This window comes from Bradyrhizobium sp. B039, assembly GCF_038965675.1.
GTDB lineage: Bacteria > Pseudomonadota > Alphaproteobacteria > Rhizobiales > Xanthobacteraceae > Bradyrhizobium > Bradyrhizobium diazoefficiens.
In genome coordinates this window covers 8,635,268-8,651,679 of the sequence record NZ_CP152416.1, presented here as the reverse complement: position 1 = coordinate 8,651,679, position 16,412 = coordinate 8,635,268, and the positions used below count along the sequence as shown (strand labels likewise).

Below are 16,412 nucleotides of genomic sequence, written 5' to 3'. Positions count from 1 at the left end.
GACCCCATGAACAAGCTCGAAAACACCATCGATTCAGACATCGCGGGCCCCGCGCCCCGGCACCGGACCACCCAGGTCAAGGTCGGAGACGTCGCCGTGGGCGGCGGTGCGCCGATCGTCGTGCAGTCGATGACCAACACCGACACCGCCGATATCGACGGCACCATCGCCCAGGTTGCAGCGCTCGCGCGCGCCGGCTCCGAAATGGTCCGCATCACCGTGGATCGCGAGGAGGCCGCGGCCGCCGTCCCGCACATCCGCGACGGCCTCGCCAAGCGCGGCATCACCACGCCCTTGATCGGCGACTTCCATTATATCGGCCACAAGCTGCTCGCGGCCTATCCCGCCTGCGCCGAGGCGCTCGCCAAGTACCGCATCAATCCCGGCAATGTCGGCTTCAAGGACAAGCGCGACACCCAGTTCGCCGACATCATCGAGATCGCGAACAAGAACAGCAAGCCGGTCCGCATCGGCGCCAATTGGGGTTCGCTCGACCAGGAGCTGCTGACCAAGCTGATGGACGAGAATGCCGCGTCCGCCAATCCGCGCGACGTGCGCGCGGTGACGCGCGAGGCCATGGTGCAGTCGGCACTGCTCTCGGCCGCGCGCGCCGAAGAGCTCGGCATGCCCAAGGACCGCATCATCCTCTCCGCAAAGGTCTCGGCGGTGCAGGATCTGATCGCGGTCTACCAGGATCTCGCATCGCGCTCCGACTACGCCATCCATCTCGGTCTCACCGAGGCCGGCATGGGCTCGAAGGGCATCGTCGCCTCTTCGGCCGCGCTCGGCATCCTGCTGCAGCAGGGCATCGGCGACACCATCCGCATCTCGCTGACGCCGGAGCCCGGCGGCGACCGCACCCGTGAGGTGCAGGTCGGCCAGGAGCTCCTGCAGACCATGGGCTTCCGCACCTTCGTGCCGCTGGTCGCGGCCTGCCCCGGCTGCGGCCGCACCACCTCGACCACGTTCCAGGAGCTGGCGCGCTCGATCCAGGATTTCATCCGCGACGAGATGCCGGCCTGGAAGACGAAATATCCGGGTGTGGAAGAGCTCAACGTCGCGGTGATGGGCTGCATCGTCAACGGCCCCGGCGAATCCAAGCACGCCAATATCGGCATCTCCTTGCCCGGCACCGGCGAAGCGCCGGCCGCGCCCGTCTTCGTCGACGGCAAGAAGTTCCGCACGCTGCGCGGCCCGACCATCTCCGCCGACTTCAAGGCGCTGGTGATCGACTACATCGACCAGCGCTACGGCCAGGGCGCCAAGGTACCGGTGACCGCGGCGGAGTAGTCGTTCCCAAACATTGGAATCGTGAGGCGGGTTCGCGAAGCGTAACCCGCCTTATTTTTTGCGCGGGTCGTAGCCCAGATTGCGCTTCGCTCCATCCGCGCTACGATGTCTCCAATCAAAATGATCGGGAGACACGCCATGAGCTCACTCGCCGGCAAGCAGGGTCCGCGCTATCGCCACATGGCCGAGGACGGCGCGCCTTACGAAACCATCGCGGTCGAAAAGCTCACACCGATCATCGGCGCGGAAATCTCCGGCGTCGACATCGGCAGGCTCGTCTCCGATGACGTTCGTTCCAATCAACAGATGGACGAGATCCATCGCGCGCTCGCGGAAAATCTCGTCATCTTCTTCCGCGACCAGCACATCTCGCCACAACAGCATCTCGCCTTCGGCCGCAAGTTCGGCGAGCTGCATTTCCATCCCGCAGCGCCGCACGAGGACGAAGACCCGGCACTGATGAAGATCTATGCCGACAAGAACTCGCCGCGCGCCAACGGCGAGGGCTGGCACTCCGACGTGTCCTGCGACCTCGAGCCGCCAATGGGCTCGATCCTCTACATCAAGCAGTGCCCGCCCCGCGGCGGCGACACGCTGTTCGCCAACATGTATGCGGCCTATGAGGCGCTGTCGGATCGCATGAAGGCCTATCTCGACGGCCTGACCGCACTGCATGACGGCGAGCCGATCTATCGCGGCCTCTATGCCAACTATGGCGTCGCCGATCGTCCATCCTATCCGAACGCGGAGCATCCGGTGCTGCGCACGCACCCGGTCACCGGCAGGAAGGCGCTCTACGTCAACCGCGGCTTCACTCGCCACATCAACGGCATCCCGCGCGACGAGAGCGACGCGATGCTCGCCTATCTCTACCAGCACGCCGAGAACCCGCTGTTCCAGTGCCGCTTCCGCTGGACCGAGAACGCCATCGCCTTCTGGGACAACCGCTGCACCCAGCACCGTGCGATGTGGGACTACTGGCCGCACACGCGCTCGGGGACACGGGTGACGGTGAAGGGGGAGCGGCCGGTTTAGGCATGGCTGCCGTAGGGTGAAAATGGCGCGTCAGCGCCGTGCCCGCCATCTCGCTGTGCATGCAACAGGACGGTGGGCACGACGCGCGAAGAGCGCGCCTTTGCCCACCCTACGAAACCGTTCTTGCGTTGACGTCGTCTCACGTCCGCGCCAATCTTCCCAAAAACAAATCGGGAGGATTTTCCATGCTCCGCGCAGAGGACAATAAATTCCTGACCGAGTCCGGCCCCGGGACGGGCATGGGCGAGCTGCTGCGCCGCTTCTGGATTCCTGTGCTCCTGTCGAAGGAGCTTCCTGAAGCCGATGGCGAGCCGAAGAAGATCGTCGTGCTCGGCGAGGAGCTGCTCGCCTTCCGCGATTCGCGCGGCGTCGTCGGTGTCATCGATCAATACTGCCCGCATCGCGGCGCCAATCTCTGGCTCGGGCGCAATGAGGAATGCGGCATCCGCTGCGTCTATCACGGCTGGAAGTTCGACACGGACGGTCGCTGCGTGGACATGCCGACCTCCTATCCCGATCTCAACGCCAAGGATCTCATCCGCATCAAGTCTTATCCGGTGCGCGAATGGGGCGAGATGATCTGGGCCTATATGGGCCCGGCGGACGTCATGCCCGAGCTGCCCGATCTCGAAATGGCGATGCTGCCGGCCTCGCATCGTTACGTCAGCAAGAAATGGCAGGACTGCAACTGGGTGCAGGCGCTGGAGGGCTCGATCGACACCGCGCATTTCACCTTTGCGCATCTCTCCTTCGACAAGGAGGAGAACGAGATCCTCGACATCAAGAAGCATTTTGTGAATCCGATCGCGCGGATGTCGAGCGACCACATGCGCTGGATCGCCGAGGACCCGCGGCCGGTGATCAAGATCGCCCCGCACGACGCCGGCCTCTCCATTGCCGGTGGCCGGCTCACCGGCAGCGACAACATCTATTGGCGGATCGCGCAGTTCCTGATGCCGTTCCACGCCTACGCACCGAGCGCGATGCCGGGCGAGAACATCTTTGGCCAGACCTTCGTGCCGGTCAGCGATACCAATTGCTGGATCTCCACCTACGCCTGGAATCCGGAGCGGCCGCTGACGCAGGCCGAACGCGACGCCTATGACCGCGGCAATGGCGTGATCGCGGAGGTCGACGACAATTACGTGCCGCTGCGCCACAAGGGCAACGACTATCTGATCGATCGCAAGCTCCAGAAGACGAGGAGCTATACCGGCATCAAGGGCGTCTCCGAGCAGGACGCCGCCGTGCAGGACAGCCAGGGGCCGATCGCCGACCGCACCCGCGAGCATCTCGGCCCGACCGATCTCGGCATCATGCATTTCCGGAAAGTCGTGATGGATCTGGCCCGCGCGCTCCAGCGCGGCGAAGCGCCGCCGCAGGCCGCGCATCAGGATCGCTATGCGGTGCGCTCCGGCGCCTGCGTCACCAGCAAGGCCAAGGACCTGCCCGCGGTGATGCTGGAACGTTTTGGCGATGTCGCGGGCTTCGTCGGCCGTCCCAAGGTCGCAGCAGCGGAGTAGCGCTTGGGCCAATTGCGCAGCATCATCGCCGGATTGGTCGCGTCGACCCTGCTGTCGTCGCTTGCCCCTGTCGAGCGCGGACATGCCGCTGCCGCGCGAACAATGACGAAGCCGCCGGCGTCATCGGCCAAATGCCAGATGCCGAAATTCCGGATCGTCGTGGATGTCGGGCACACCCCGGACTCCTATGGCGCGCTGAGCGCGCGCAATGATACGGAATTCGGCTTCAACTTCCGGCTCGGAAAGCTGATCACGGCGAAACTCAGGGACCAAGGCTTTGCCGCAGCCCGCCTGCTCGTGACGGACGGCAAGGCGCGGCCGAGCCTGTTCAAGCGCGTCAGTGCCGCGAATGACGGCCGGCCCGATCTCCTGCTGTCGATCCATCACGACTCGGTGCCGGACAAGCTGCTCGAGACCTGGGAATTCGACGGCGCGATGAGTTATTTCAGCGATCGGTTTTCAGGCCATTCGCTGTTCGTATCCGAACGCAATTCGCACTTCGCCACCAGCCTGTTGCTGGCCCGGATGATCGGCCGGCAGTTGAAAGAGCAGGGCCTGCATTATGCCAGCCAATACACATTGCCGGTGATGGGGCGCTACCGGCGCCAATTGCTGGACAGGGATTTCGGCGTCTACCGCTACGACGGGCTCGTCGTGCTGTCGCGAACGAACAGCGCCGCGGTGCTGCTCGAAGCCGGCTCGATCATCAACCGCGACGAGGAGATGGCGATGAACTCGCCGGAGCGGCAGGAGATGATCGCGGGAGCCGTCGCGGCGGCGATGGGGAAATTCTGCGAGAAGCGGTAGCTTGCGCAGCCGGTTCAGCAATGACGAGAAGCTACAGCGGCACGCCCCGATACTCCCGGTTCGCCAGACTCGCCTCCTCCAGATCCAGATCCCGCTCGATCCGGCGCCGCGTCTCGTCGGTGATCTGGCCGTCGCGCAGGAGGTTGTGGATGAATTTTCGTTCGGCGGCGATCAGCTCGCGGGTCAGCGCGGTGCCGGCGGCGGAGACGTCGTGATGGGTGGGATCGAGTGAATCAGGGAGCTGGTTGACGCGGATCTCGTGGCGGGCGCGCAGCAGCCGCATCACCTCGTCCGACACCTCCTTCGCCTCGGTCAGCGCATCGAGCGACTTCAGCGCAGCGTCGAGTGCCTGGCGGCGTGCCGCGATCTCGGCCTCATGCTCGGCGACATGCTCGTTGCGGCCGGCTTCGGCGACGCCGAGCCAGCGCACCACCGGCGGCAGCGTCAGTCCGACGCCGATCAGCGTGACGAAGATGACGCCGAAGGCGACGAACAGGATCAGGTCGCGATACGGAAAGGCATTGCCATCAGGCAGCGTGAACGGCAGCGCCAGCGCCGCCGCCAGCGACACCGCGCCGCGCACGCCGGTGAAGGCGAGCACGAACGGCCATTGCCATGGCGGCGACGGGTCGCGCTTGCGCAGCGATTTGGAGAGGATCCGCGGCAGATAGGTCGCGGGATAGAGCCAGGCGAAACGCGCGGTCACAATGATCGTCAGCACGACGGCGGTCGCGATGAGAATGTCGTCGAGTGGGAACGCCTTCGATTTCTCGTAGAGCGCGCGCATTTGGAAGCCGGTGAGCAGGAACAGCAGGCCCTCGATCAGGTAAATGATGAGGTCCCAGAAGAAGATGCCTTGCAGGCGCGTCGCCGAGGAGATCAGCAGCGGGCCGTTCCAGCTCACATAGAGGCCGCAGGCGACGGTGGCGATCACGCCGGAGCCGCCGACATGCTCGGGCAGCCAGTAGGAGACGTAAGGCGTGATCAGCGACAGCGTCAGCTCGACCTGCTGATCTTTCGCCCATCTGCGGAAGCGCAGGGAAAGCCAGCCGACGCCGATGCCGAAGGCGATCTCTCCGGCGATAATGAGGACAAACTCGCCGGCCGCCATCGGAAGCGATAGATGGCCGACCATGATGGCGGCGAGCGCGAAGCGGTAGAGGATCAGCGCGGTGGCGTCATTCGCGAGCCCTTCGCCTTCGAGTATGACCAGGAGGCGGCGCGGTATGTTGAGCCGCCGCGCGATCGCGAGCGGTGCCACCACGTCGGGCGGCGCGACGATGGCCCCGAGCAGGAAACCGATGGCCCATGGCAGGCCGATCAAATAGTGCGTGGCGGCCGCCACCATCGCCGCGGTGAAGATCACCGCGCCGACCGCGAGCAGCACGATCGGGCGCAGATTGTTCCGGAACTCGCGCCAGCTCATGGCGACGCTCGCCGAGTAGATCAGCGGCGGCAGCACCATCAGCAGCACCAGCTCCGGCGGCAGTTCCACCGGCGGCATGCCCGGCACGAAGGCGAGGCCGACGCCGGACAGCATCAGCAAGATCGCAGGCGCGATGTTGAAACGGCGGGCGACGAGCGCGGTGCCCGCCAGCACCGCGAGCAGGATGAGGAAGGTCTGGAATTTCGCTGCGATCATGGCCTGTCTTCGCCCGGAAGCGGCCAAGAGGTCAATGCGGGGGCCTTACGCCAGGCGCCCTGCCACCATGCGTCCGATGCGCGCGAACACGGCCTCGATCTGCGGGGCAGTCGGCGAGCCGCCCTGGGTGTAGGCCGCGATCAGGATCGGCGCATCGGGCTTAGTATCGGGCTTGGGCCAGGCGACCGCGATATCGCCCGATGCGTCCTTGCCGTTGTTGCCGGTCTTGTCGCCGATGGTCCAGCTCGCGGGCAGGCCGCCGCGCAGCCGGTTCGCACCGGTCTTGCAGCCCACCAACCATTCGGTGAGCTGGGCGCGCGACGCCGGCGACAATGCCTCGCCCGTCACCAGCCGCCGCAGATTGCCGGCCATCGCGGCCGGCGTCGTGGTGTCATGGGGATCGCCGGGCGCTGACTTATTGACCTCAGGCTCGTTGTGGTCGATCCGTGAGGTGGTGTCGCCAAGCGATCGCCAGAACGCCGTGAGGGCGGCCGGCCCTCCGATCCGTGCCAGCAGCAGATTGGCGCAGGTGTTGTCGCTGAGCTCGACGATCGCCTTGCACATCTCGGCGACCGACATCTTGCCGGCCGCGAGATTTTGCTTGGCAACAGGCGCATAGCTCAGAAGGTCGGCCTGGCCGTAAGGGATCATGGCCGCGAGCTGCTCCTGGCCGCGATCGACCCGCGCCAGCACGCAGGCCGCGAGCGAGGCCTTGAACGTCGAGCACATGACGAACCGCTCGTCGGCGCGCCAGGCGATCTTCGCGCCGGTCGCCAAGTTTTCCGCATAGAGCCCGATCCGTCCACCGCTTTCGCGCTCATAGGCTTCGAGCTCAGGCGGCGCGTCGGCGGCGAGCACGGGAGTGGCGGCCATCCAGCACAGCGAGGCGAGGAGGGAGCGGCGGTCGAGCAGCATGGGGGACCTTTGGGACAGATGGAACAGGGGGAGGGAAGGTCGCGCACGATTGTCCCACATCGTCATTGAGAGCGTAGCGAAGCAATCCAGTGTGTTTCCGCGGAGAGATTCTGGATTGCTTCGCTACGCTCGCAATGACGGAGGATGGGCATCGAGCGCGGCAGATATTGGGCAGCGGGAGATTGAGGCTCCCTTACTCCCTCAGGTCATACCGGTACGATTTCGACACGATCTGCCAGCCGTCGGCGAGCTTCATCGCCACCAGATAATCGGTGAAAAAACGTGGCGGCAGTTGGCACCGGACCTTGATGAAGGCGGTCTTGTCGTCCGAACGGTCGATGGTGACGATGAAATCCTCGCGCGGCTTGCCTTCCGCCTTGGCCGAGGGGCGCTTGCGCACCCAGGCGAGCCAGTCCGGCACGGTCAGGATCTTCAGCTCGCCCTTTTCCACCCAACGCAGATCGGCGGACGGATGGAATACGTCGCCGAGCTTGTCGGCGTCGCCCTCGTAGAGCCCGTCAAAGTAGCTTTGCACGACGGCTTCGACGCTCGAACGATTCTGGCTCATGGGTCATCCCTTTGAATGATGGCTCGGCGGGAATTTAGCCGTACGCATAAAAATGCGCTATGGGTGTGTCAACCATTTGCACGCAGGCGTTGCCATGACCGGATCAGAAAATTCGAATGCTCGTATCCTAACCGGTGAATGCTACTGCCGCGCCGTGCGCTACGAGGTCGCGGACCAATTCTCTTACGCAATGAACTGCCACTGTTCGAATTGCCGTCGCACCACCGGCTCCGCCTTCAAGCCGTTCGCCGGCATCGCGCAAGAGAAGCTCCGCATCGTCCGGGGTGACGACCAGCGGATCATTTTCGGGGACGACACCACCCATGATGCCCACTGCGCCCGTTGCGGCTCGCTGCTTTATTCCCGGGTGCGCGACGGAAAATGGGTTCATGTCGCCATGGGAACCCTGGTCGATGCCCCCTCGATCCGGCCGAGCGCCCACATTTTCGTCGGCTCGAAGGCGCCCTGGCATGAGATTACGGACAATCTGCCGCAATATCGGGGGCACGTCGGGGACGGATGAGGGAACCCGGCCGGGACCCCAGCGAACCGCGATGGCGCTGGCGCGACAAACCAAAGGGGGGCATTCGATCTGACAAGCACCGGCGCTGGAGCCTGCTAGAGCGATCCCAAAGGGGGCTCGAACGGCCCTGAACTTCGGAATTCGTGTCATGCGCAATTTGCTCAGACTTTGCCCGCTTCTCCTCGCCCTCGCGCTGCTGTTCGGCGCAGAACCTGCTTTTGCCGGAAAGCGCGTGGCGCTGGTGCTGGCCAATTCGGCCTATCAGCACGCGCCGTCACTCACCAACCCTGTCAATGACGGTTCGGTGATGGCGAAGACGCTGAAGGATGCCGGTTTCGACATTGTCGATTCCCGGCACGATCTGTCGGCACTCGAGACGCGGCGCGTGCTGCGCGACTTCGCGGACGCGACCCGCGATGCCGACATCGCCGTGGTCTACTATGCCGGTCACGGCATCGAGGTCGAAGGCTCCAATTATCTGATCCCCGTTGACGCCAGGCTCGAGCGCGATACCGACGTCTATGACGAAGCACTCTCGCTCGACCGCGTCCTGGTCGCCGTCGAACCTGCCAAGCAGCTCCGCCTGGTGATCCTGGATGCCTGCCGCGACAATCCGTTCGGCAAGACCATGAAGCGCTCGGTGGCCTCGCGCGGCTTTGGCCGGGGCCTCGCCCAGGTCGAGCCGACCAGCCCCAACACGCTGATTGCCTATTCGGCCAAGGCCGGCTTCACGGCGCAGGACGGCGACGGTGCCAACAGCCCGTTTACGGTTGCGTTGTCGAAGCACCTGACGACGCCGGGCCTCGATGTCCGCCGCGCCTTCGGCTTCGTGCGCGACGACGTGCTCAAGTCGACCGGCAACAAGCAGGAGCCGTTCGTCTATGGCTCGCTCGGCGGCGACGACGTCCCGCTGGTGCCGGTCAAGGTGGCGGCTGCAGCGTCGCCCGTGGCGAACCCGCAGGCCGACATCCGCCGCGACTACGAGCTCGCGCTCCAGGTCGGCAACAGGGCGGCATGGGACGCCTTCCTCGCCCAGCATCCGGACGGTTTCTATTCCAGCCTCGCCAAGCTTCAGCTCGAGAAGATCGGTGCCGAGCAGGCCCATGCGGCGGCGATCGAGAAGGCGAAGCAGGCCGAGGCCGAGCGCGATCGTCTTGCCGCCGTCGGTGCGCAGAAGGATGCGCAGATCAAGGCTGCGGCCGATGCGAAGGCCGCCGAGCAGGCGCAGCTTGCCGCCCAGAAGGCAAAGGAGCAGGCGCAGCAGCAGGCGGCCGCCGCCGAGCAGCAGCGCGTCAACCTCGCCGCCGCGGCCCCGAGCGCTGCGCCGGCCAGCACGGCGAGCCCCGCCGGGACCAACGTTGCGTCCCTGACGCCGGCGACCACGCCGGCCGATCTCAGCCGCTCGGTCCAGACCGAGCTCGGCCGCGTCGGCTGTTTCTCGGGCCAGGCCGACGGCAACTGGAACACGTCCTCGCAGCGGTCGCTGTCGCAGTTCAACCGCTATGCCGGCACCAAGCTCGACGTGAAAGTGGCGAGCACCGATGCGCTCGATACGGTCAAGTCGAAGCCGTCGCGCGTCTGCCCGCTGGTCTGCGAGCACGGCTTCAAGGCCGACGGCGACAAGTGCACCAGGATCGTCTGCGGCGACGGCTATGCGCTGAACGACGACAACGAATGCGAGAAGAAGCGCGCCGCCAAGCCGACGGCTTCCAAACCTGCGACCTCGCGGCGTGACGACAGCGAGGATCGCCCGGCACGGCAGCGTCCGCAGATCGGCGCCGCGGGCGGCCTCGGTGGCTTGGGCGGCGACGCTGCCGGCATCGCGACCGGTGCGCGGCGCGCCTCAGGCGGCGGGCAGGTCTTCTGCACTAATGGCGGCTGCCGCCCGGTCAACCGCGGTTGCCATCTCGAGTATCGCGGTGGCGGCGGCCCCGGCAACGATGCCAACGCCGAGGTGTGTAATTGAAGGGCACGGTGTCGTCCCGGCGAAGGCCGGGACCCATAACCACAGGAAGTGGTTTGGCGAAGATTAGCTATGATCTATAGAGTCTTCGGTACTCGCACCGTTCTCATACGATAGATCACGCGGTATGGGTCCCGGCCTTCGCCGGGACGACGTTACGTCGCAATCGCGCTCGCCGCGATGTTCACCGTCAGGGCCAGCAAGGCCGTGTTGTAGATGAACGAGATAATGCCGTGCGCGGTCGCGGTGCGGCGGATGGTCTTGTCGGTGATGCCGACGTCGGAGACCTGCGCGGTCATGCCGATCACGAACGAGAAATAGACGAAGTCCCAATAGTCGGCGTGGTCTTCCTTGTCGCCGCTCGGGAATTGCAACCCGCCCGGCGGGTGCCGATAGTAGTCATGGGCGTAGTGCAGCGCGAAGGTGGTGTGCACGGCGGCCCATGACAGCGCGATGGTGGTGATCGCGATCGTCAGCTCCGTGGCGCCGCGATGGGCGCCGAGCTCGGCGACGATCGCCGCGATGCTCGCGAATGCGCCGATCGCCGTCACCAGCAGGATCACGAAGCGGCCGTCGTCCTGCATCGCAGCGTTGCGGCGGATGTGCTGGTGGTCGTTGTTCAGCATCATCACGTAGACCAGCACCAGATAGGCCGCGATCAGCGCATCCCAGCCGAGCACGAGCCGCGTCGCCAGCCGCAGGGAGCCGGGCAGCAGCAGGCAGACCAGAATGCCGAAGCCGAGTGAAATGAAAGTCCGCGGCCGCGCGTAGATCACGCGCATCGGCCGCGACATTCTCTGGAAGCGCGCGAGGACGGGATCTTCCTTGTCGACGCCCGTCATCGCCCGGTCAGTTCTTGCGCTCGGCGACAAACCGCGCGGCGGCTTGCAGCACGGCGGCGCGGTCGCCGAAGATCGAGACCGCGCTGTCGGCCCGCGCGAGCAGGTCGCGCACGCGCTGCTTGGCGCCTTCGATGCCGAGCTGGGTGACGAAGGTGGTCTTGCCGAGCGCAGCATCCTGGCCCGAAGGTTTGCCGAGCGCCGCGGCATCGCCTTCGACGTCGAGCAGATCGTCGGCGATCTGGAAGGCTTCGCCGAGCGCGCGGCCGTAATCGTCGAGCGCCTGATATTCCTTGGCCGTGGCCTGGCCGAGAATCGCGCCGGCGATGCAGCCGTAGCGCAGCAGCGCGCCGGTCTTCATCTGCTGAATGCGGGCGACATCGATCGGCTCGTTGCCGCCGAAGCGGCCTTCGCCTGCGAGGTCGAGAATCTGGCCCCCGACCATGCCGCCGATGCCGGCGCAGCGCGCCAGCGCGCGCGTCAGCAGCAGCCGTACATTGGCGTCGCGATGGATCTCGTCGCGGGTGACGATATCGAAGGCGAGCGTCAGCAGGCCGTCGCCGGCGAGGATCGCGGTCGCGTCGTCGGTCTTCTTGTGCAGGGTGGGCCGGCCCCGGCGCAGGTCCGAATTGTCCATCGCCGGCAGGTCGTCATGGATCAGCGAGTAGCAGTGGATGCATTCGAGCGCCGCACCGGCGAGCAGCGCCGCCTCGCGCGGCACGCCGAACACGGCTGCGCTTTCAACCACCAGGAACGGCCGCAGGCGCTTGCCGCCGTTCAGGCTCGAATAGCGCATTGCGTCCATCAGTCGCTTGGGACGGGCGATTTCATCGGGCAGGATGTCGTCCGCGAGGAGGCGCCCGAGCAGGGCCTCGGTGTCATCAGCGGTCTTGTCCAGACGTTTGGCGAAATCGGACGGGGACGTGCCGGTCATCAAGAAGGGCTCCAGAACTAAAATTCGGCGGGACAATCCTTTATGAGCCCGCCTCAGTCAATCGTTTGGAAGGCCTAAAAAGTGCTGGAAAAGACCCGAATTATCACAGACTTAATGGCTGGGCCCGTGGCTGCGTTTCATTTTGCGCCGGAAAGGTCGATTTGCGCATCGTTAAAATCCTGCTGGTAGCGCTCGCGGTCGTGGTTCTCGCGCCCTATGTGATCGCGCCGTTCTACCGCACCGGCCATCCCGTTTCGACGCTGATGGCCTGGCGCAGCTTGCGGGGCGCGCCGATGCAGCGGGAATGGATCGATCTCGCGGCGATGTCGCCCTACCTGCCGCGGTCGGTGGTGGCGGCCGAGGACGCTCATTTCTGCAAGCATCACGGCATCGACTGGGGCGCGTTGCGCGAGGCGATCGACGACGCGAAGGAGGACGGCACCGCCTTCCGGGGCGCCTCCACCATCACCCAGCAGGTGGCGAAGAACCTGTTCCTCTGGCAGGGGCGGGACTTCATCCGCAAGGCGCTGGAATTCCCGCTGGCGTTGTGGATCGATTTCGTCCTGCCTAAGCCGCGGATCCTGGAAATTTACCTCAACATCGCCGAGCTCGGTCCGCAGGGCCAGTTTGGGGTGGAGGCGGCCAGCGCCTATGCGTTCGGTAAATCGGCCGCCAGCCTCTCCCCCCGGGAGGCGGCACTTCTGGCCTCGATCCTGCCGAATCCGGTCAAACGCAGCGCCAGGACCCCCGGACCGGGCGTCCGGCGGCTCGCCGGGACCTATGTGGCAAGGGCGCAGGCCTCGACGCTTGCGACCTGCTGGCGGGAAAATCGCTGATTTCGGGCCCTTTTCGGGCGCATTTTCCGGCCCAAGAGCCTAGCTTTGCGGCCAGCCTTCCTCTATAAGCGCGGCCTTGATCGGCATTCAGCTCGCCTCGTATTGCGGGTGCTGAGCCGTCCCTCGCGGACGATGCCCTGATGACACCAATCCCTAGAGGATATTGAAATGGCCGTTCCGAGAAGAAAAACCTCGCCGTCGCGCCGTGGCATGCGCCGCTCGGCAGACGCCATCAAGAAGCCGACCTATGTGGAAGACAAGGACTCCGGCGAGCTCCGTCGTCCGCACCATCTCGACCTCAAGACCGGCATGTACAAGGGCCGTCAGGTCCTGAAGAAGAAAGAGTCCTGAGGTCGGACTCTTCTTCGGGCAGGGTTATCCTCAATCAGGATGACGTGACCTGCCTGATTTCGGCCAACCCATGAGATATGACGGTGACGGCGGCGGAGCGAATGCTTCGCCGCTGCATTGTTCTGTCCGGATATCTTGATCGAGAAGGCATTTCGCCGATGGTCGGTTTCCCGCTGCTCCTGATTCCGCTCGCGGTCTACAACATCATCGCCTTCCTGATGCCCAGCGTGTCCTTCTCGGACGTGCTGTTCAAGGTGCCGATGATCACGGGCGAGACCTGGCCGGTCACGCTCGCCGATCTGATGCTTGCGCTCGGTATCGTGCTGCTGCTGCTCGAGGTGGTCAAAGGCGCGCGGCCCGGCTCGAAATTCCTGATGGATCATCTGCTGTCGCTGATCGTGTTCGGCGCGGCCGCCGCCGAATTCGTGATGTGGCCCAAATTCGGCAACTCCACCTATTTCCTGCTGGTGCTGCTCGCGATGGCCGATTTCCTCGGCGGCATCGCCCAGCGCACGCGCCGCCGCGTCACCTATGTCGCCGAGACGACGGTGCCCGCGCCGCGCAAGGCCAAGCGCCAGGCCGAGGCGCCGGCGGATGACGTCGCGTCCGAGCCCAAATTCGAGCCGGTGTCGGCACCGCAAGCAGCCCCGGTGCCGCCCGCGCCCACCGCGCAATCGGTCGCCGAATCCGTGCTGATGGACCATCCGGCGCCGAAGCCGGTGAGCCCGCCCTCGCCGGAAATTCCCTCGCCGCATCTGCAGCCGGGCAATGGCACGCCGTCGTCGCCGGATACGCCGCGCTGATCGAGCGCGTTACCCCTGTTGCCGCTTTGACGGTGTGCTCACTCTCCCGCTTGCGGGGGAGGGTTGGGGAGGGGGTGTCTCCGCAGAGGGAATCCCCAAGAGGAGAGAGCCCTCACCCGCCGCGCTCTTCGAGCGCGTCGACCTCTCCCACAGGCGGGAGAGGTGCAGCGAGCGTGAGGCAACAATTGTCCTGCAAGTTGGATTAAGCCACCTGCCGCGTGCGCGCGCTGACGCTTCCGAGCGGGCGCTTGCTGCCATAGGCCATCCGCGCATCTTCAGGGGAGGCGCGGCGGAGCCGGCTGGCCTGGGGCAAATGCTCGGCATTGGCGATGAGTTGGGTGACGAAGCTCGGATCGGGGCGAGGCAGCGGCGCCTTGATAACCCACTGCAACGTCGGCAGCAGCGGCACGAGGGCCGAGCCTGTGCCGTAGTCCGCCAAGTTCGATCGATCAGTACTCAACATCGCAATCACCGTTGATCCGGCGAAGATCGTCGCGTTTCGGGACGCGGGCGCCGGTGCGAGTCACGTACTCGCAAGGCCTATGCCGGCCGGGCCGGTTTGGTTCCGCGCTGCCCCGAAACATGGTTTCCAAATTGTTTATCAACTTTGCCTAGGGTTGGGGGCGAATCTGGCTCTATCCTGTGCCGGCTCAGGACTCCCCGCTGTCCCGAAATGAGGCGATTTTGACCCCCGCATTGCCACAAGCCTCCGACATCCTGGCCGCGCTCGGCCAGGCCGTGTTCGCCTGGGACATCGCCAGCGACGTCATCGTCTGGGGGGAGCACGCCGGCGCCGTCTTCCCCGGCATCCCCGCCGAGCGGCTCGCGACCGGCGCCGAATTCGCCAAGCTGATCGAGCCCGCGCCGTCGCTGCGGACCGCCGCGCTGGCGCAGACATCCGCCGTGCACGGCGCCGACGGCACGCCCTACCGGGTCGAATACGGCGTGCGCATGAGCGCCTCCGATCCCGTGGTCTGGGTCGAGGAGACCGGCCGCTGGTTCGCCGGTCCCGACGGCCGTCCGGTCCGCGCGATCGGCTCCGTCCGCATCAACAATGAGCGCCACGCCCGCGACGAGGAATTGACCAGGCTGGCCCGGCTCGATCCGCTGACCGGCGAACTCAACCGCTCGCATCTGATCGCGGCGCTGGCCGAGGCGATCGAGGAGACGACCCGCTTCCGCTCGACCGCGGCCTTCATGCTGGTCGGCATCGATCATCTCGCCCGCGTCAACGACGCCTTCGGCTTCGACGTTGCTGATGCCGTGATTCTCGATGTCGGCAAACGCATTCGCGCGCGGCTGCGCGGCGGCGACGTGCTCGGGCGCTTCTCCGGCAACAAGTTCGGCCTGATCCTGAAGAACTGCACCATCGACGACATGAACGTCGCCGCCGAGCGTTTCCTCGCCGGCATCCGGGACGAGGTGGTGCCGACCAAATCCGGCCCGGTCTCGGTCACCGCGTCGATCGGCGCGGTCAGCGTGCCGCGCTATGCCCGCAACACCGACGAGGCGGTCAACCGCGCCCATGAGACGCTGGACGCCGCAAAGCGCCGCCGCGCCGGCTCGTTTGCAGCGTGGCGTCCGGATGCCACGCGCGACGCGCAGCGCCGCGTCAACATCCGCGTCACCGACGAGATCGTCACCGCACTGAACGAGCGCCGCATCAAGCTCGCCTATGAGCCGGTGGTCTCGGCCGTCTCGCGCGAGCGCGCATTCCATGAATGCCTGGTGCGGATGGACCAGGGTGACGGCCAGGTGCTGCTCGCGCCCGACATCGTGCCGGTTGCCGAGCGCCTCGGCCTGATCCGCCTGGTCGATCACCGCGTGCTCGAGCTCGTGGTCGCCGAGCTTGCGGCCGCGCCCGCTGTCAGTCTCAGCCTCAACATCTCGCCGGACACCACCATGGATCCGGACTGGTGGGCGGGAATCGAGTCGCTGATGCTGGCGCATCCCGGGGTCGCCGAGCGGCTGATCGTCGAGATCACCGAAACGGTCGCGATCCAGGACATCGACGATGTCCGCGGCTTCGTCACGCGGCTGAAGAATTTCGGCAGCCGCATCGCCATCGACGATTTCGGCGCCGGCTACACCTCGTTCCGCAATTTGCGCAAGCTCGGCGTGGACATCGTCAAGATCGACGGCGCCTTCGTGCAGAACATCACCCGTTCCGCCGACGATCGCGCCTTCGTGCAGACCCTGATCGATCTCGCCCGCCGCCTCGACATCAAGACGGTGGCCGAATGGGTGCAGGACGACGAGGCTGCAAACATGCTGCGCGACTGGGGTTGCGACTACATCCAGGGCCGTCTGATCGGGCTGGCGTCAGCCGAACGCCCGTGGAGTGCGCCGCCGGACAGCGCGCTGCCTGCGGCGGGGTAGGAGT

Annotated in this window: 16 protein-coding genes; 10 read left to right on the top strand and 6 right to left on the bottom strand. The window is 65.6% G+C overall.

The window, feature by feature from the left end:
* Positions 1 to 6 precede the first annotated feature (6 nt).
* From ispG to AAFG50_RS40785, 4 genes are all read left to right on the top strand, one after another.
* Positions 7 to 1,290 (top strand): flavodoxin-dependent (E)-4-hydroxy-3-methylbut-2-enyl-diphosphate synthase, encoded by a 1,284-nt coding sequence (ispG, locus tag AAFG50_RS40800; protein ID WP_027542165.1) that lies wholly within the window; start codon positions 7 to 9, stop codon positions 1,288 to 1,290.
* A 138-nt stretch (positions 1,291 to 1,428) separates the two neighbouring features.
* Positions 1,429 to 2,325 (top strand): TauD/TfdA family dioxygenase, encoded by an 897-nt coding sequence (locus AAFG50_RS40795; protein ID WP_028172619.1) that lies wholly within the window; start codon positions 1,429 to 1,431, stop codon positions 2,323 to 2,325.
* A 185-nt stretch (positions 2,326 to 2,510) separates the two neighbouring features.
* On the top strand, positions 2,511 to 3,848 hold the full coding sequence (locus AAFG50_RS40790; protein ID WP_028172620.1) for a Rieske 2Fe-2S domain-containing protein: 1,338 nt from the start codon (positions 2,511 to 2,513) through the stop codon (positions 3,846 to 3,848).
* A 3-nt stretch (positions 3,849 to 3,851) separates the two neighbouring features.
* On the top strand, positions 3,852 to 4,655 hold the full coding sequence (locus tag AAFG50_RS40785; protein WP_028172621.1) for an N-acetylmuramoyl-L-alanine amidase: 804 nt from the start codon (positions 3,852 to 3,854) through the stop codon (positions 4,653 to 4,655).
* Between the two features lie 31 nt (positions 4,656 to 4,686).
* On the opposite strand, the gene AAFG50_RS40780 is transcribed toward AAFG50_RS40785, so the two are convergent.
* From AAFG50_RS40780 to AAFG50_RS40770, 3 genes are all read right to left on the bottom strand, one after another.
* Positions 4,687 to 6,297, bottom strand: a complete 1,611-nt coding sequence (locus tag AAFG50_RS40780) for a Na+/H+ antiporter (RefSeq protein ID WP_074076494.1) — start codon at positions 6,295 to 6,297, stop codon at positions 4,687 to 4,689.
* Positions 6,298 to 6,342: 45 nt separating this feature from the next.
* Entirely contained in the window at positions 6,343 to 7,212 is an 870-nt protein-coding gene (bla, locus tag AAFG50_RS40775; protein ID WP_028172623.1) for a class A beta-lactamase, read from the bottom strand.
* Between the two features lie 193 nt (positions 7,213 to 7,405).
* Positions 7,406 to 7,780, bottom strand: coding sequence for a nuclear transport factor 2 family protein (locus AAFG50_RS40770; RefSeq protein ID WP_011083764.1), 375 nt, complete (start codon positions 7,778 to 7,780; stop codon positions 7,406 to 7,408).
* Between the two features lie 94 nt (positions 7,781 to 7,874).
* Here AAFG50_RS40770 and AAFG50_RS40765 point away from each other — a divergent pair, with 94 nt between their 5' ends.
* Together AAFG50_RS40765 and AAFG50_RS40760 are read left to right on the top strand one after the other, a co-directional pair.
* Positions 7,875 to 8,303 carry a GFA family protein gene (locus AAFG50_RS40765; RefSeq protein ID WP_028172624.1) on the top strand — a complete coding sequence of 143 codons (429 nt, stop codon included), beginning with the start codon at positions 7,875 to 7,877 and terminating at the stop codon, positions 8,301 to 8,303.
* Positions 8,304 to 8,451: 148 nt separating this feature from the next.
* Positions 8,452 to 10,269: a caspase family protein gene (locus AAFG50_RS40760; RefSeq protein WP_028172625.1), complete on the top strand. Its 1,818-nt coding sequence runs from the start codon at positions 8,452 to 8,454 to the stop codon at positions 10,267 to 10,269.
* A 152-nt stretch (positions 10,270 to 10,421) separates the two neighbouring features.
* On the opposite strand, the gene AAFG50_RS40755 is transcribed toward AAFG50_RS40760, so the two are convergent.
* Together AAFG50_RS40755 and AAFG50_RS40750 are read right to left on the bottom strand one after the other, a co-directional pair.
* The gene (locus tag AAFG50_RS40755) at positions 10,422 to 11,108 is read right to left on the bottom strand and encodes a DUF1345 domain-containing protein (protein ID WP_028172626.1); all 687 of its coding nucleotides are present in this window, start codon (positions 11,106 to 11,108) and stop codon (positions 10,422 to 10,424) included.
* 7 nt (positions 11,109 to 11,115) lie between these two features.
* The gene (locus AAFG50_RS40750) at positions 11,116 to 12,039 is read right to left on the bottom strand and encodes a polyprenyl synthetase family protein (protein ID WP_011083768.1); all 924 of its coding nucleotides are present in this window, start codon (positions 12,037 to 12,039) and stop codon (positions 11,116 to 11,118) included.
* Between the two features lie 161 nt (positions 12,040 to 12,200).
* Here AAFG50_RS40750 and mtgA point away from each other — a divergent pair, with 161 nt between their 5' ends.
* The 3 genes from mtgA (at position 12,201) to AAFG50_RS40735 (ending at position 14,029) form a co-directional block, all read left to right on the top strand.
* Entirely contained in the window at positions 12,201 to 12,875 is a 675-nt protein-coding gene (gene mtgA, locus AAFG50_RS40745; protein WP_028172627.1) for a monofunctional biosynthetic peptidoglycan transglycosylase, read from the top strand.
* A gap of 168 nt (positions 12,876 to 13,043) precedes the next feature.
* On the top strand, positions 13,044 to 13,226 hold the full coding sequence (rpmF, locus tag AAFG50_RS40740; protein WP_007598106.1) for a 50S ribosomal protein L32: 183 nt from the start codon (positions 13,044 to 13,046) through the stop codon (positions 13,224 to 13,226).
* A 158-nt stretch (positions 13,227 to 13,384) separates the two neighbouring features.
* Positions 13,385 to 14,029, top strand: a complete 645-nt coding sequence (locus tag AAFG50_RS40735; RefSeq protein ID WP_028172628.1) for a hypothetical protein — start codon at positions 13,385 to 13,387, stop codon at positions 14,027 to 14,029.
* A 202-nt stretch (positions 14,030 to 14,231) separates the two neighbouring features.
* On the opposite strand, the gene AAFG50_RS40730 is transcribed toward AAFG50_RS40735, so the two are convergent.
* Complete coding sequence (locus AAFG50_RS40730) at positions 14,232 to 14,492, bottom strand: hypothetical protein (protein WP_028172629.1); 261 nt, start codon at positions 14,490 to 14,492, stop codon at positions 14,232 to 14,234.
* Between the two features lie 221 nt (positions 14,493 to 14,713).
* Between AAFG50_RS40730 and AAFG50_RS40725 the strand changes: the two genes are divergently transcribed.
* Entirely contained in the window at positions 14,714 to 16,408 is a 1,695-nt protein-coding gene (locus tag AAFG50_RS40725) for a bifunctional diguanylate cyclase/phosphodiesterase (RefSeq protein WP_028172630.1), read from the top strand.
* Positions 16,409 to 16,412: the final 4 nt, after the last annotated feature.